We start from the raw sequence: 16,974 nt of genomic DNA, 5'->3' as shown, positions 1-16,974 counted from the left end.
TTGTATATTTTGTTCCAAAAATATATCGTATCTATGAAGAACGTATACTCATTTGTGTAAAGAGAAGGGGAATGTGGTGTGGAAATAACTCCGGCATGGAAAGACCGATTCAAGAAGTTTTTTCTGAACAACAAGTTTGTGTTATTCCTGCTGGTACTGCTGCTGATCGGCTTGAATATCTTGGTTCTTACCAAAATTTCATACATATTCACACCTGTCATAGTGCTGTTAAAAACGATCATTCTCCCTGTCATATTATCCGGCGTGTTGTACTATCTGTTCAACCCGTTGGTTGATGTACTGGAGCGTAACAAGGTGAAACGAGTATACTCCATTGTTGTATTGTTTTTGCTTATTATAGGGGTTATTGCGATTGTGGTTACATCGGTGGTGCCTGTGATCCGTGATCAAATACAGGGGCTTATTCAAAATTTCCCTGCCTATAGCGAGCAAGTACAACGACAATTCGAGAAACTGATCGGCAGCGATTTTGTAAACCAGTTCCAGAACACGATTCAAATTAATCCATCAGAGCTGGCCTCCAAAGCTTCTGAAAAGTTATCTAGCTTTATTAATAATGCATGGACGGGTGTGGGCAGCTTTTTGGGCGTGGTTACAGAAACGGTACTTGCGATTGCCACGGTTCCATTTATTCTGTTCTACTTGCTAAAAGATGGACACAAGCTACCACAGTTTATCCTGAAAATGCTCCCGCCTATGTTTCGTAAAGAAACAGATCGCATTATGACCGAGATGAATCATCAGGTCAGTTCCTATATTCGTGGGCAGATTATTGTCAGCTTCTGTATTGGGGCGCTGTTGTATATTGGTTACCTAATCATTGGATTAGACTACTCTTTGACGCTTGCAGTCATTGCATCCTTTACGAGCGTTGTCCCCTACTTAGGTCCCGTCATTGCCATTACACCTGCGTTAATTGTAGCCTTGGTTACCTCACCGATTATGCTGCTCAAGATGGTTATCGTGTGGACAGTCGTACAGCTCATTGAGGGTAAATTAATTTCTCCACAAATTATGGGCAAATCTCTTCGGGTACATCCGATCACGATTATCTTCGTTATTCTGACCGCAGGCAATTTGTTTGGTGTGGTGGGAATTGTACTGGCGGTTCCGGGGTATGCTGTCTTGAAAGTAATCGTTACACATTTGTATAGTTTCTTTAAAAAGCGTTCGCATCTCTATGAGGCGGATAAAGGGAACGCAAGTCTTTACGAAAAATAAACTTTTCCACTATAAAATTGATATGGGCCCCTCTTGGGTAACTGTGGCTACGCGTGCTATAATTAATGCCTATCCTTATTCCCAAATAGAAAGGTCAGACTTTTATGATAAAACTCAGCATTCTTGACCAATCTCCGGTATCGGAAGGCATGACGCATGCGCAGGCATTACAAAAGACCGCTGAGCTTGCTATAGAGGCGGAACGCTTGGGTTATCATCGCTTTTGGGTATCAGAGCATCATTCTGCAGCAAATCTCGCTGGGTCCAGCCCGGAGGTACTGATTTCACATCTGGCCGCCCGTACTCGGGCCATTCGAGTGGGGTCGGGTGGGGTGATGCTGCCTCATTACAGCGCTTATAAAGTAGCGGAAAACTTTCGTGTGTTGGAGGGATTGTATCCGGGACGCATTGATTTAGGTCTGGGACGGGCGCCTGGAGGAATGCCCATTGCTACCAGAGCCCTGCAAGAAGGCAAAATGCGAGGGGGTGTAGATCTATACCCTGAGCAGTTGGATGACCTGTTAGCTTATTTACATGACAGCACAGGCAATAATCACCGTTTCGGTTCGCTACAGGCGATGCCGCTTATAGAAACTGTACCGGAAATGTGGTTGCTCGGCTCCAGTGGTGATAGCGCAGGTCTGGCAGCCGAGCGTGGCGTGGGCTTTGCGTTTGCACAGTTCATTAATGGTGAAGGCGGCACAGGGGCTATGAAGGAATACCAGGAAAGCTTCCAGCCTTCCCAGCATAGTGACCAACCACGTTCGCTTGTTGCCGTATTTGCGATCTGTGCGGATACCGAAGAGGAGGCCAATCGCTTGGCTTCCAGCATGGACTTGTCTCTTGTACTATTAGAGCAGGGAATGCGCTCCGCTGGAACACCTTCCGTGGAAAAGGCACTGGCGTATCCGTATACGCCGTTTGACCGGATGCGGATACGTGAGAATCGCAAACGTATGGTGGTCGGTTCGCCCGAACAGGTGAAGCGTCAGATTGAGCAATTAAGTAAGGACTATAATGCACAGGAGATCATGGTTGCGAGCATTATTCATGACTTTGATGCCAAAATGAAATCTATACGTCTCATGGCCGAAGCATTTGGACTGTCTTCTGTACAGTCATAATGCAATTCGCCGGATTTGAAAGATCACAGCTTCGAGGAGCTGTGATCTTTTTTTGAATTTTTTGAGGAAATATTGGATGATATGCACTGTATGATATAGGAAATAAACCAGTTAACACTTGATAATGATTATCAATATCTTTATTATATAAAGATAGAATGAAGTTTTGATGAAAGTCGTGCGTTAAGCCCGTGACTATATATATTGGATAAGGGAAAGGGATGATTCCACATGTTTCGTCTGAAAACGGCAAATCTGGATATTGCTTATGAAGATCGATTGATTGTAGAAGATCTGAACGTAGAAATACCGCAAGGGAAAATCACAGCCTTGGTGGGCGCAAATGGTTCTGGCAAGTCCACTATTCTGAAGACGATGGCTCGCATCATGAATCCTAAGGGCGGCAGTGTTCTGCTTGACGGTAAATCCATTCATAAGCAATCCACCCGGGAAGTAGCTAAGCAGCTGGCTATTTTGCCGCAAAATCCGACTGCACCGGAAGGATTAACCGTGACGGAACTGGTATCTTACGGACGTTTTCCTTATCAAAAAGGTTTTGGTTCCATGAAAGCGGAAGATCGCAAAATGGTAGAGTGGGCCATTCAAGTAACGGGAATGAGCGAGTTCCACGATCGTCCGATTGATCAGCTTTCTGGCGGTCAGCGTCAGCGTGCCTGGATTGCTATGGCACTTGCGCAGGATACGGATATTTTGTTTCTGGATGAGCCGACGACATTTTTAGATATGGCGCATCAACTGGAAGTGCTGCATTTGCTGGAGTATCTAAATACTTCGGAGGAGCGCACCATTGTTATGGTCGTGCATGATTTGAACCATGCGGCCCGGTATGCTCAGCATATGATTGCAATCAAAAAAGGGAAAGCTGAGGCGGTAGGAACTCCAACTGAGGTTATGTCCCCTGATGTGCTGCGTGAAGTGTTCGGGATTGAGGCTGATATTGTAACAGATCCTCGTACAGGTGTACCGCTCTGTCTTCCGTATGCTTTGGCTGGACAGCCTGCGGTAAGCCAAGCCATAAAAGAAATGAATGTGGAAGATAAGCAACCTGTGGGTTCTGTTGCTGAGCGACGTGATGCTAGAGCACAAGTAGCGGCAAGAGGTTAAAGGGGACATACCATGAAACCACTGGATTACGATCAGCTTGAGCAACTAGCAAACATAGTGAGAGTCACGCCGGAGGATGCAGTATATTCCGGGCCAGTGGCCGAATGGCTTGAACCAGATAAGATCCGCTCTGTGATGGAGTATTACGGCGATCTTCTGCGTGCTGAAGACGTTTTAACCGCAGCCGTTTATTTTGTGAACCAGTTGCGTGGCCTCGTGTTTGCGCAGCATTTTATGGTATCCCTGTGTGAACGCCGTTGGGACCTGTCCGTTTCTAATCTCAGATTTCATATTTGTTATGAAGGTCAATATCCCTCTATTAGTCTTCAGGTCATCGACTTAACAGAGCTGGACAATACGTGGAACAATGGGGATCACCGTTCTTCCGAACAGGCCCAGCAAGTGTTACGAGACTTTTACAGTTTGCAGATGCGGCCCCTATTGGAAGCAATTGCTACAGTGGGGAGCGCATCTATCGGCCAAATGTGGGGACAGTTTCCGTTGGCATTGCTGTATTTTAAGGATAGAGTACAGCCATCGTTGACTGATCCTCAGGATGTGGAGCGCTTTGAACAAGATTATATGTATGTGACACGTGAACTTGAGGGAGAGATATTCGGGCGTAAAAGAAATCCGTTTACGGTTCGTCTCGTTGAATTGGACAATCCTTACCGCCTTGGTGAAAATACCTACATGAAACCGTCCTGTTGCCAATATTACAAGACAGGTGGAGGTCAGCGGTATTGTTATACTTGCCCCAAAATGTCCGCTTCCGAACGCGAAGAACGCAGACTCGAAGTGGTGGCATCACGGTAAAGTCTCTGTGGATGTTGGCATGTCCGTCACCTTTTGGTTAAAATAGGTTATGTAACCTAAACCAAGCGACACGAAGGAGGATGCTGTATGTCTGTCTATTCACATAATGCCGTAACACCAGCGAATCAGGAGGTTTCTCTGAATACTTACGCTGGTAAGGTGCTGGTTATTGCGAATACCGCCAGTAAATGCGGACTTACCCCGCAATATGGGGATTTGCAAAAGCTTTATGACGAATATAAGGATCGGGGATTAGTTGTATTAGGCTTTCCTTGCAACCAATTTGGCGGTCAGGAGCCGGGCAGCAGCGAGGAAGCGGCTGAATTTTGCCAACTGAATTACGGGGTTAATTTCCCGGTATTCGCCAAAGTGGACGTCAATGGACCGGGTACAGCGCCTCTGTTTGAATATTTGAAAAAGCAACAGCCTGGAGAACAGGAAAATGGGACAATTCAGTGGAATTTTACGAAATTCATTGTGAATCGTGGAGGTGTACCTGTGGGTCGTTTTGAACCGAAGGAGTCACCAGAAGCGATGAAAGCAGCCATTGAGCAATTGCTATAGTAGCTTTGCCTTCATTCCAAAATATATGTTTAAAAAGGTCTGATTTCCGGCATGTCTCCGGGAAGCGGACCTTTTTTTGTTCTCTACATGTGCATTTGTCTAAGGTGGGAGCATCATGTGAAAGTCGATTCCATGGGCATAATCAGGCCGCCTACAGGGGAAACTGAATGGAGCAAAAAAACATTTCAGCAAACAGTTGATCTCTTATATCCTTTCTTTTTTAAATGTGGACAAATTGTGAATATCACAAAAAGCTATTGTAATGTGAAAAATATCACACTATAATAAGTGCATGAAGTGAAATAAATCACAAACACTAACGAGCTGTTTACGTGAAACTATTCACAATTATTATACAGTTTATGCCCACACACCAAGGAGGAATTCAACATGAAAGTAGCAGTTATCGGATGTACACACGCAGGCACAGCAGCTATCGTTAACACAGCTAAATGTTATCCAGATGCAGAAATTACCGTTTACGAGCGTAATGATAATATTTCATTTTTATCTTGTGGTATTGCGCTGTACGTAGGTGGTGTCGTCAAAGATCCGCACGGCCTGTTTTATTCGTCTCCAGATCAACTGTCTGACTTGGGTGTAGTGACCAAGATGCTTCATGAGGTAACGAGTGTGGATACGGCTGGCAAGTCGCTGCATGCCCGTAATCTCCAAACAGGTGAAGAATTTACAGACACATTTGATAAACTAATTGTGACCACGGGATCATGGCCCATTATTCCAAAGCTGGAAGGCATTGAACTTGATCATATTTTGCTCTGTAAAAACTATAATCATTCCAATGATATCATTGAGAAAGCCCAGCACGTACAGAACATTACAGTCGTGGGAGCTGGATACATTGGTGTTGAATTGGTAGAAGCTTTCCAAATGAATGGTAAAAATGTAACGCTGATCGACAGTGCTGATCGTATATTGAATAAGTATTTGGACCATGAGTATACAGACCGGATTGAAAGTTCCCTGAAGGAACATGGCATTAAGCTGGTACTTGGCGAGACGGTGAGTCGTTTTGAGGGTACGAACGGTAAGGTAAGTAAAGTCGTGACCTCTAAAGGAGAATATGAAACAGAGCTTGTTATTCTCTGCATCGGTTTCCGACCTCAAACGGATCTGCTCAAAGGTCAGGTAGATATGTTGCCTAACGGTGCGATCATTGTGGATAACTATATGCAAAGTAGTTGCCCGGACGTGTTTGCAGCAGGCGACAGTTGTGCAATTCGCTATAATCCGACCGGCAAAACGGCTTATATCCCTTTGGCAACCAACGCAGTTCGTATGGGTACGCTGGTGGCACGTAATCTGGTGCAACCAACCATTGCCTACATGGGAACCCAAGGAACTTCGGGTATCAAAATTTACGAAGACAATATCGCAGGAACAGGCATGACGGAAGCTGCGGCAACAGATGAAGGCATGACTGTAGAAGCTGTAACCATTGAGGACAGCTACCGACCTGAATTTATGCCAACCTCCGAAAAAGTGTTACTGAAAGTGGTATATGAACAGGGGACGCGGAGAATTCTGGGTGCTCAAATTATGTCGAAGGTGGATTTGACGCAATCCATTAACACGCTATCCGTAGCCATTCAAAACCATATGACCATTGACCAGTTGGCCTTTGTCGATTTCTTCTTCCAGCCGCACTATAACAAGCCTTGGAATTTCTTGAACGCGGCAGGTTTACAAGCATTGCCTACAATATCTGAACGGAACCCAGTTACTGTATAATTAGATTTGTCTGTGACATTGTTCATAAGTTTGTCAACAATCTGAGGCGTACGGATGAATCCTTATAGTACAATATAGAGTAGCATAAGGATCAGGGGGGAAGTAACTTATGGGTTTGTTTTATATCCTTTTTCTTGTAGTCGTGGCCATGGTAGGCCTTGGTGGAGTTCTTTGGTTCTTAAGAGCAGTTGAAAAGGAAGAATACAATTAAATGTAAAGCGCGTAGTAGCGCAGTAGATGTAATAATACAGAAAAACAGTCCTTTTTTCAGGGGCTGTTTTTTTTATAGTTACGAAAGTGATTTTTTTCACAAACTTAATCACTGATTTTAAATAAAATATGAAAGAAGAATATTTTAGTGAATAGATATTAAAGGAGCGGGGATATATGGCGAGCTATAAACCGGGGCAAATTGCTGAAAAGACGGTGGAAACAGGAGTGGCCAAGGCGAACAACCCGTGGACTGTGGCGGTGGTACTGGGGTTTTTGGCAGGTGCATTTATTGCACTCGGGTTTTTGCTGGATATACGTGTTATTGCAAGTGCGCCTAAAGAATGGGGAAGCATTGCCACCTTTATTGGAGCTGCGGTGTTCCCTATTGGTCTGGTATTAGTTTTGATCGCAGGCGGAGAATTGCTGACCGGCAATATGATGGCGGTCCCTTTGGCGAGATGGGCAGGACGGATTAAGACAGGAGTCATGTTTCGTAATTTGGCGATTATTACGCTCAGTAATTTTGCAGGTGCGTTATTCGTTGCATTTTTCTTTGGGCATGTGCTGGGTTTGACAGAAATGGGCCCTTATCTGGACAAAGTGGTGGATATGGCAGGACATAAGCTACACGAAAGCTTTTTGCAGTCTTTTATATCGGGTATAGGATGTAACTGGCTCGTAGCACTGGCTGTATGGTTGGCATATAGCACAGACTCCATTGGCGGCAAAATTATGGGGATTTGGTTCCCGACCATGGCCTTTGTGGCTATTGGATTTCAGCACGTTGTTGCCAATATGTTTCTCATTCCGGCGGCTATTTTTGCAGGCCACTTTTCATGGGCAGATTATGTTATGAACTTCATTCCGGTCTGGCTGGGGAATTTGGTAGGAGGTAGCCTGTTTGTGGCTGGAGCCTACTGGTTGGCCTATCTGAAAAAGCCTCAAGCCAACGCACATCCAGTGAATGAATCTCCAACTACTTCTTCGGTTGCACATCCAATCCGTTGATTGATCCTACCTAATCACAGTACTTTAAACAGCAATGAACAAAGCAAATCCGCCATGACAGGCCCGGGGGAACGAAACCTGTCATGGCGGATTTTTTTGGGAGTGGTCCATGATTTGGCATGGAGGATGAGTGTGCTCTCGTCCATGATGCCTTGATCTTTTTTACCCTCAGTAAGATATGATGAAACAGGATGTTGAAAAAAATTATAATTCTTAAAAAATCCGTTTTGCTCTATGCAGCAGACGGATTTTTTTAATATTTTGGAGAGCGGCTGTGTGGGAAAATCCTTCTCTTGCCATAGGCCAAAGCTGTGGATATGATAAGATCAGTGTAATTTTTGGAAACGGTAACGGAAAGGAGCATCAACACTATGGATCATCGCAATAGCGCGCCTCGTGAGGCCACGCTTCAACAAGACTTACAAGGGGGACAGCGGATGACGGAGCAGCAGGACGGTATTTTTCCGGCTGTATGCCCGTTAGATTGCCCGGATACGTGTGGGCTCCTGCTTCACAAGGAAAAAGGAAAGATAATCAAGGTGACTGGAAACCCAGATCATCCCATTACCAAAGGGGCTATTTGTAACAAAGTTCGCAATATGACGGAGCGGGTATATGATCCTGATCGGGTGCTCTATCCGTTGAAGCGTATAGGCCCCAAAGGAGAAGGGAAGTTTGAACGAATTAGCTGGGAGGAGGCGGTCAATACCATTACAGGTCGGTTCAAGGAGCTGATCCGTACGGACGGACCGGAATCTATTCTCCCCTACAGCTTTTATGGCAATATGGGCGTATTGAGTGTGGATGGAATGGATCGCCGATTTTTTAATGCGCTGGGTTCAAGCCAACTGGATCAGACGATTTGCAGCGTGGCTGGGAATGAAGGCTGGGCGTCCGTTATGGGTTTTAAGGGCGGCACCAGCCCGGAGGACACGGAGGATGCAGACCTCATTATTGTGTGGGGTGGTAATGTCATTAGCACCAACATGCATCAGGTCGTTTTGGCTGAGAAAGCACGTAAAAAAGGTGCTAAGGTGGTCGTTATTGACGTTCATCGTAACCGGACGGCGCAATGGGGGGATTGGTTCATTCCGTTATATCCGGGGACGGATACAGCGCTCGCGCTGGGTGTTATGAATGTACTGTTCGCTCAAGGACTGACGGACGACGAATTTTTACATCGCTACACAGTAGGTCATGAGGAACTGCGCGAGCATGTTAAGACATATACACCAGAGCGAGTTTCGCGGATTACCGGCGTGCCGGAAGCGGATATTATCCGTTTGGCGGAAATGTACGGAACTGCAAGAGCAGCGTATATCAATATCGGTAATGGGCTTCAGCATCATGATAATGGCGGTATGAACGTACGTGCGGTTACATGCTTGCCTGCGCTCACTGGACAATGGCTGAAGCACGGCGGGGGAGCGTCACGCTCCAACGGCGCTTATGCCAAGATTAACAGCGCCCATCTGGAGCGTCCTGATCTGCGACAGAACCCGGATGCCCGGATGATTAACATGAACCGGATCGGAGAAGCGCTGCTACAGAAGGAACAGCCGATTAAGGCGTTATTCGTATATTGCAGTAATCCGGTAGTTGTAGCCCCCGATTCGGAACGGGTGACTAAAGGATTTGAACGAGAGGATTTGTTCACAGTCGTTCATGACCTATTCCTAACCGATACGGCCCGCTATGCAGATATTGTGCTGCCTGCCGCGTCTTCTTTTGAAGGAACAGATCTATACAAATCGTACTGGCACCACTATATCCAAATGCAGCAGCCCGTCATTGATCCGCTTGGGGAAAGCAAAAGCAATTATGAGCTGTTTAGCCTGCTCGGACGGGCAATGGGCTTTGATGAAGCTGCCTTTACGGAAAGTGAAGAGGAGATGATCGCAGGCGCGCTTGATAATCCAACGAACCCTTATCTCAACGGTGTGACCTTGGAAGCCTTAAAGAAGTCACCTTTTGTAAAGCTTGATATGACGCCAAAGGCCACTTATTTGGATCGTTTAACCACGCCTTCAGGCAAGATTGAGCTATATTCGGAAAAAATGAAACAAGCAGGTCTGCCCGCGATGCCTTCTTATGTGCCGCTGATTGAAGGGTACGACGGAGAGCACCGACCGCAAGCGGACGAGCGGTATCCATTAATGTTTATTTCACCGCCAAACCATAATTTTCTGAATTCTACTTTCGCTAACTTGCCCAAGCATCAGCGACTGGAGCGGGAGCCTTTGCTACAAATTCACCCGGAGGATGCTCAGACAAGAGGCATCGCGGACGGGGAGCCGGTTACCGTATGGAATGATCGGGGGACGTATGAGCTGAAAGCCAAAGTCACCGATCTGATGCTGCCCGGTACAGTGATTAGTCAGGGATTATGGTGGGAAGGCAAAGGACGCAGACAGCGTGTCAATGTGTTAACCTCTGATCGGCTGTCGGATATGGGACAGGGGGCTACTTTCTTCTCAACGGTGGTGAATGTGAAGCGCCAATGAGATTATGCCTTTTATGGCGTCAGATGCAAAAGGAGAAACAAAAGATATGAAATGGTTGGAGTCTTATCCGAAAGAAGTGAAAGTGTTTCTCATTGCCAGCCTGATTAATTCTGCTGGAAGTTCCCTGATGTGGCCGTTGGTTAGCATGTATGTGTTTGACGAGCTAAACCGTAGTATGGGAGATGCAGGAATTGCGATTTTAGTGCAGTCTCTGGGCGGAATTTTTGGTCAAGTGTTGGGCGGAGCCCTCTATCACCGTATTGGAGCCAAGAAGCTGATTGTTGGCTCACTCGCGATGAACGCGCTGGGACTTCTCGCGCTTCCATTTACCAGCGGTCATTGGGTAGCGTTTGTCATCATGATGGGCTTTATCGGCTTTTTTAATGTCGTATCTGTACCTGCGATTCAGGCGTTTGTAGGTTTTCGTTTCGCTGACCGTCGTGGAGAGCTATTTAATATTATTTATGTCGCTAACAATATTGGGGTTGCAGTGGGTACGGGATTGAGTGGCGTTCTGGCTGACCTCTCCTATCAGCTCAGCTTTGTGATGAACGGAGTGACTTCTGCGGTATTTGCCGGATTCTTCTGGTCTTATCTAAGCAGGGTGGATCGGGAAGAGGGAGAAGTACAGCTCAGCAAGTCTGTGAAGAAAAGAGAGGAAATCCCAGCTCGTTTGCTGTTTCGTGATACCAGATTGTATCTCTTTGTGGGGTTAGGCTCACTTTTTTTATGGTTCGGCAATTCGATCTGGAATACAGGAGTGTCTCCCCATATTATTGAGCAGGGCTTGCCTAAAACGATGTATGGGTTACTATGGACACTGAATGGTATCCTTATTTTTGCCGCACAACCCATTATTTTTTGGATAAAACGACTGTACGCTCATCACGCTTCAGCGCAAATGACATGGGCCGGAGGATTTTATTTGGCGGCTTATATTGTCATGCTGGGCACACAGAACTATACTGGAATGATATTCGCTATGGTTCTGGCGACCCTGGGAGAAATGCTGATTGCACCTGCGGTTCCAGCATTCCTGTCTGATCATGGAGGTCGGGGTGCACCCTTTTACATTGGGCTTGTGGGGGGCATTGGCGCAGCCGGACGGGTAATGGGGCCTTATATTATGGGGAAGTTGTATGATGGCGGTGGGTTACCGCCTACACTTTGGCTTGCATCAGGCGTAGCGGTGTTGTCGATCCTGTTTTTCGTCCTGCACAGCTGGTTGAACCGTTTCCGGCATCATTCGGATACTTTGAATACTATGACGTCCAAGGCGGATGTTCCCAGTTCTTAAGTCCTAATAAAAATGCAGTATTATGCTGTAATTATGGTACAATAAGTGACGGATGATTGTAGTTATTGCTTCAGGAAAGCCTTCACAGGAAGGATTGAAAGGAATTGTTTACAAGTCAACTCTTGACGATACGTCATTCGGAGATGAAGGATGCTCCTGATCTGATTGCGCTGGATGAATTGGTATGGAATGAACGCACGGCTCCCGCCTCGCTGTCCTGGAAGTCGCGCGGGGAGTTTCTGCGTAATACGCCTCCAGGCTCTCAACTGGTCGCCATCGAACAGGAAGTACTCTGCGGGTATATTGGATTTCGTCCTCCAACGCTGTTGGCTAGTAATTGTCATGTACTCGAAATAAATATAGCTGTACATCCAGCTTATCATCGCAAAGGCATTGGGACGGCGCTCATGAACTCCATGAAGGATATTGCAGCTGCGGAGGGCATACGTAAGTTGAGTTTGCGTGTACTCTCATGCAACACGGAAGCCCTTATGTTTTATGAAAAAAGTGGTTTCGCGATTGAAGGACGTTTGCATGAGGAGTTTTACATAGCAGGCCAATTCGTAGATGATGTGTTAATGGCCTATTTCTTAAAATAGGCGGGAGGCTACAGACAGCAATTCGGTTGTATGCCCGGCCTAAACCAACAACGCCGCAGACCTGCTCAGGTCTGCGGCGTTGTTGTACAATACAATATTACCGAAGTTGCTTCCATTCATTTTGGAGCATACCGTACACTGCGTGGTTCATGTAGCCGTCGGGCAGCAATTCCGCTTCGCGTACAATGCCTTCGAGCACAAAGCCCAAACGTTCCGGAATACCGCGGCTACGGCGGTTCGTCGTTGCAGAGCGGATTTCGACCCGATGCAAGTCCAGCTCCATCAAAGCATATTCAACGAATACGCGGCAGGCGCTGGTCATTAGACCTTGTCCTTCGTACCCGTGTCCAAGCCAGTATCCGATGCTAACGGAGCGGTGAGTCCAATTGATCTCATGGTAGCTGATGATGCCAGCAAGCTCGTTGTCTATCCAAATTCCGGCGGTCAGACTACCGTTCTCTGCGGCTTGTTTCAAGGCGCCCTGCACGAACTGCTCTGTGTGGCTGATTTCCGTGGTAGAGTCTACCCATGGAAGCCATTGACGCAGGCGGTCACGGGACATTTCGATCAGCTCAAACAGAGGCTGCACATGCTCCTTGGTGAGCGGCCGAAGGACTGTGCGTTCGTCCAACGCATATGTAAACATGATTGATCCCCTCTTTCACTCGGAAAATCGCTAAACCAGCCAGTCTAGCATTTAATCCCATGCTACCTTATTCTGCGAGAGTCGTCAAAAGGGAGAGGAAGCTTCAAATTCAATAGGTCCCACCCGGAACCGTTCATGCTCGTATACATATCTCAGATCCAAATCCCCTACAAATTCGGTTGGGGATACACTGCCAGATACAGTGGCTTGCAGAGGAAGCTGTTCGGCATCATACATTACGACAGAGCTAAAATCGAGATGCTTTGTAAATTGGGCTGGATCATCGTAAAATACTGATGCTTTAGGGTCCATCGTGTGTGTGACACCGTCAATCGTGACAGCAATATGAACCTGGCGGTTGTGGTCACGTGGCTCCACTGAGCTGTGAACGCGCTGGGACACAGCATCTGCTGCCGATTCGACTGCATATTCTTCCATCGTCCGTGCGTTAACAATATGCAACTCCTGCAATTCGACACCCGTTCCCGAGGCACGCGTGAGGACCACGACGGCTTCACGCACACCATCCCCATTCACATCCCTATAATATAATTGTGGTGCGGTGGAGATATCTGCCGAGCCCGACCATCGGAATGTGTGGCGTTGTTGGCCGATTTCCAATACAGCTGAATGGAATAATCCCTGTGACGGACTAACAGCATATAAGCGGACGGATGAGTCTTCTGAAGCGCTGGCTAGTGGACGAGATTGTACAGTTCCGTTCACCGGGTCCGGTGAAGGATGGCCGGAAGTCATGACGGAAGAGGACAAAAGCATAGACAGCAGGATCACAATGAGCAGCTTAAACACGGGTGGGTCTCCTTTTCCGGGCAAAATAAAAGATATATACACTATAACGAATTTATTTGCCGAAAATGTTAACTCTTTTTCATAACTTGTCACTTTTTTTGCTGAAGAGAGCATAAGGATTTTCATTTTATTGAGTTATGCGGTGTGAAAGGGTATATTTAAGGGAACATGTTTTACACAGATTATACGGAAGAAAGGTTGATTAGCGTGGAGAAGCCGATCACTCCCCCCAATTTTATTAAAAATGTTATTGAAGAGGATCTACGTACGGGTAAGGTAAAGGAGGTTGTTACACGATTTCCGCCTGAACCTAACGGATATTTGCATATTGGACATGCCAAAGCTATCTGGATCAATTTCTCGTTGGGAGATGAATTCGGAGGACGCACCAATCTGCGTTTTGACGACACCAATCCGGCGAAGGAAGACACGGAATACGTGAACTCCATTCAGGAGGACGTGAAGTGGCTCGGTTATGAATGGGAGGAAAAACATTTTGCCTCCAATTATTTCGAAGAAATGTACAAGCGTGCCATCCTGCTGATCCAAAAGGGTAAAGCTTATGTGGATGATCAAAGCGCGGACCAAATCCGTGAAACTCGTGGCACACTGACCGAACCGGGGCAAAATAGTCCTTATCGGGATCGCAGTGTGGAAGATAATCTGAAGCTGTTTGAAGAGATGCGTGCAGGCAAATACCAAAATGGTGAAAAGGTGCTGCGTGCCAAAATTGATATGGCTTCGGGAAACATTAATTTACGTGATCCAATTATTTACCGTATTTCACACACAGCACATCACAATACAGGCGACACATGGTGTATCTATCCAATGTACTCCTATGCTCATCCGCTGGAAGATGCGATTGAGGGAGTAACGCACTCGCTCTGTTCGCTGGAATTCGAAGATCAGCGCCCGCTGTATGATTGGGTTGTAGCTGAATGTGAAATGGAAAAGGTACCGCACCAATACGAATTTGGACGGCTGAACCTGGCTCAAACCGTAACCAGCAAACGTAAGCTCAAGCTTCTGGTCGATGAAAAGCACGTAGATGGTTGGGATGATCCTCGTATGCCGACGATTTCCGGTTTACGTCGTCGCGGCTATACACCGGAGGCCATCCGCAGCTTCGTATATGAGACAGGTATTTCCAAAGCCTACGGAGTCATTGATTTGCAGGTGCTGGAGCATTTTGTACGTGAGGATTTGAAGCTTAAGGCACCTCGCACCATGGCAGTCATAGATCCGTTGAAGGTGGTTATCACAAACTATCCTGAAGGACAAGTTGAAATGCTGGAGGCGGAAAATAATACGGAAAATCCGGAACTCGGTACACGCCAAATTCCGTTTTCCCGGGAAATTTATATCGAGCGTGAGGACTTCATGGAGAATCCGCCGAGCAAATACTTCCGTTTGTTCCCTGGTAATGAAGTACGTCTCAAGCATGCTTACTTCATTAAATGCAACGATGTGATTAAGGACGCAGACGGAAATGTAACGGAAATCCACTGTACCTATGATGTAGAAACCAAGAGCGGATCAGGCTTTACGGGACGTAAAGTGAAAGGCACGATTCACTGGGTAGAGGCTACTCAAGCGGTTCCTGCCGAATTCCGTTTGTATGAGCCTTTGATTAACGCAGAGGACACGGATGAGATTGAAGAGGATGCAACAGAAAAAACATTCCTTGACCAATTGAATCCGAACTCATTGGAAATTGCTCATGGCTATGTCGAGCCGAACATGAAAGAAGCTCAATCACAGGACAAGTTCCAATTTTTCCGACATGGTTATTTCAGTGTCGATCCGAAGCTTTCCAAACCGGGTCAGCCTGTATTTAACCGTGTTGTATCGTTGAAGAGCTCTTTCCAATTGCCTAAGCAATAGGCTGTTGGAAAGCGTGGGAGAGATGGTAGCTTCGTGCGACCAGTTGAAAAGGAGTCTGCCGTTGGCAGACTCCTTTATTTTACGCATGCACGCTCTTTATACATTTGGCGATACTTGCTAACAAGCCAGAAGGGAAGAGGGGATACCTCATTCCTCTAGTGTTGTTAAGGGGCACTTTCTATTCGTTTGTGCCCGCTGGCAGTCCTGGCTGATAACCGTTCTTGTACAGCATGTACCACATAATGGAAAATCCCGCAGAGCCAAGTAGGGCGAAAAAGACCCCTGCATGGTACATCATTTCTCCACCAAAGTTCTGGAATAGCCAACCTCCCGCAAAACCTGCTACGATACCGGATATACCACTCCAGGTCAAGGTATATACGGCCTGTCCGGATGATCGGTATGCTGCAGGGGTAAATAGGACGGTCAACTGGGTGCCTACATAGAAGTATCCACCGAAGGTGACGCAATGAAGTGCCTGAATAAACACGATCTGAATCGGGTCTGTGGCCAGAGCCATCAGTTCCCACCGTAAGGCAAACAGCAAACTGACGAGTGCCAAACAACCTACCATCACGGTCATCTTTTTCTTCAAGAAGCGATCAAACAGCAAAAATACAATAATTTCGAATACCGATGACATAAAAACAGCAAAACCAAGCATCTGTTTGGACCCACCCAGCTCGGTGATGTACAGGGACATAAAGGCGCTGTTGATCGAATTTGGGATGGATACAAGGATGCCCAATAAAATAAAAGATATAAAGTATCCGTTCATTAAAACGCTGCCAAAGCCACGCAAATGAATAGTTGCTGTCTCCACAGTGCTTTTTAGTGGTGGGATCGACAAGGTGCAGATCAATGCAGCCAGAAGAAGTACCGTAAAGATGGTGGATATGCTGGATATCCCCGTTTGGTCAATAACGATGCCGGCAACTGCTGCTGTCACTGCCCAACCGAAAGAGCCCCATATACGGAATGCACCAAATTTCCGGTCTGTGCCCTCAATATAGCTGAGAATCAGGCTGTTGCTTTGCGCAAATAAAGGGCTTTGGAAAAAATAAAAACCAATCATCGACACATAAATCATGATATACGTATGGACATGAAATAAAGCTTGCAGCAATAACAAGGTACCTATAATCATAAATAGCAGAATACGTCGGAGGTTACGGCTCCGGTCGCTTGTATAGCCCCAAAAAGGGTTCGCAAATACGGATACAAAAGGCCCGATGGCCATCAGACTCCCGATCTCCAGCTTGTCCATGCCGATATCTTGCAGATACAACGGGAAGAAGCTGGAGAAAATGACCATAGCTCCATATAGAAAAAAATTATACAGTTTTAAGGAATATAGAGGAGTCTCTTGAATTTCTCTCTTTTGCAA

At 46.4% G+C, this 16,974-nt stretch carries 14 protein-coding genes; 11 read left to right on the top strand and 3 right to left on the bottom strand.

Annotated features, from left to right (window positions below):
- The first annotated feature begins 78 nt into the window (after nucleotides 1-78).
- From NSQ57_RS23220 to NSQ57_RS23175, 10 genes are all read left to right on the top strand, one after another.
- Nucleotides 79-1,242 carry an AI-2E family transporter gene (locus tag NSQ57_RS23220; RefSeq protein ID WP_069010039.1) on the top strand — a complete coding sequence of 388 codons (1,164 nt, stop codon included), beginning with the start codon at nucleotides 79-81 and terminating at the stop codon, nucleotides 1,240-1,242.
- 104 nt (nucleotides 1,243-1,346) lie between these two features.
- On the top strand, nucleotides 1,347-2,366 hold the full coding sequence (locus NSQ57_RS23215; RefSeq protein ID WP_029518548.1) for an LLM class flavin-dependent oxidoreductase: 1,020 nt from the start codon (nucleotides 1,347-1,349) through the stop codon (nucleotides 2,364-2,366).
- Between the two features lie 231 nt (nucleotides 2,367-2,597).
- On the top strand, nucleotides 2,598-3,491 hold the full coding sequence (locus NSQ57_RS23210; protein ID WP_029518547.1) for an ABC transporter ATP-binding protein: 894 nt from the start codon (nucleotides 2,598-2,600) through the stop codon (nucleotides 3,489-3,491).
- Between the two features lie 12 nt (nucleotides 3,492-3,503).
- Nucleotides 3,504-4,307, top strand: coding sequence for a (2Fe-2S)-binding protein (locus NSQ57_RS23205; protein ID WP_342425366.1), 804 nt, complete (start codon nucleotides 3,504-3,506; stop codon nucleotides 4,305-4,307).
- An 87-nt stretch (nucleotides 4,308-4,394) separates the two neighbouring features.
- Nucleotides 4,395-4,871, top strand: coding sequence for a glutathione peroxidase (locus NSQ57_RS23200; RefSeq protein ID WP_342425365.1), 477 nt, complete (start codon nucleotides 4,395-4,397; stop codon nucleotides 4,869-4,871).
- A gap of 390 nt (nucleotides 4,872-5,261) precedes the next feature.
- Nucleotides 5,262-6,623, top strand: coding sequence for an FAD-dependent oxidoreductase (locus NSQ57_RS23195; RefSeq protein WP_069010035.1), 1,362 nt, complete (start codon nucleotides 5,262-5,264; stop codon nucleotides 6,621-6,623).
- Nucleotides 6,624-7,010: 387 nt separating this feature from the next.
- Nucleotides 7,011-7,844, top strand: coding sequence for a formate/nitrite transporter family protein (locus NSQ57_RS23190; RefSeq protein ID WP_342425364.1), 834 nt, complete (start codon nucleotides 7,011-7,013; stop codon nucleotides 7,842-7,844).
- A gap of 371 nt (nucleotides 7,845-8,215) precedes the next feature.
- On the top strand, nucleotides 8,216-10,348 hold the full coding sequence (locus NSQ57_RS23185; protein ID WP_341040192.1) for a molybdopterin oxidoreductase family protein: 2,133 nt from the start codon (nucleotides 8,216-8,218) through the stop codon (nucleotides 10,346-10,348).
- Nucleotides 10,349-10,394: 46 nt separating this feature from the next.
- Nucleotides 10,395-11,645, top strand: a complete 1,251-nt coding sequence (locus NSQ57_RS23180; protein ID WP_340933469.1) for an MFS transporter — start codon at nucleotides 10,395-10,397, stop codon at nucleotides 11,643-11,645.
- A gap of 104 nt (nucleotides 11,646-11,749) precedes the next feature.
- A complete protein-coding gene (locus NSQ57_RS23175) occupies nucleotides 11,750-12,244 on the top strand; it encodes a GNAT family N-acetyltransferase (protein WP_069010031.1) in 495 nt (164 codons plus the stop codon).
- Between the two features lie 97 nt (nucleotides 12,245-12,341).
- Here the strand turns inward: NSQ57_RS23175 and NSQ57_RS23170 are convergent, their stop codons facing one another.
- Together NSQ57_RS23170 and NSQ57_RS23165 are read right to left on the bottom strand one after the other, a co-directional pair.
- Entirely contained in the window at nucleotides 12,342-12,890 is a 549-nt protein-coding gene (locus NSQ57_RS23170; protein WP_029518539.1) for a GNAT family protein, read from the bottom strand.
- 84 nt (nucleotides 12,891-12,974) lie between these two features.
- Complete coding sequence (locus NSQ57_RS23165) at nucleotides 12,975-13,700, bottom strand: copper amine oxidase (RefSeq protein WP_069010030.1); 726 nt, start codon at nucleotides 13,698-13,700, stop codon at nucleotides 12,975-12,977.
- A gap of 168 nt (nucleotides 13,701-13,868) precedes the next feature.
- Here NSQ57_RS23165 and NSQ57_RS23160 point away from each other — a divergent pair, with 168 nt between their 5' ends.
- Complete coding sequence (locus tag NSQ57_RS23160) at nucleotides 13,869-15,587, top strand: glutamine--tRNA ligase/YqeY domain fusion protein (protein WP_342425363.1); 1,719 nt, start codon at nucleotides 13,869-13,871, stop codon at nucleotides 15,585-15,587.
- 178 nt (nucleotides 15,588-15,765) lie between these two features.
- On the opposite strand, the gene NSQ57_RS23155 is transcribed toward NSQ57_RS23160, so the two are convergent.
- A complete protein-coding gene (locus NSQ57_RS23155) occupies nucleotides 15,766-16,974 on the bottom strand; it encodes an MFS transporter (protein WP_342425362.1) in 1,209 nt (402 codons plus the stop codon).

It is taken from the genome of Paenibacillus sp. FSL L8-0502 (assembly GCF_038593055.1).
In the GTDB taxonomy this organism is placed as follows: Bacteria; Bacillota; Bacilli; order Paenibacillales; family Paenibacillaceae; genus Paenibacillus; species Paenibacillus polymyxa_D.
This window is presented reverse-complemented; position numbering and strand designations above follow the sequence as displayed.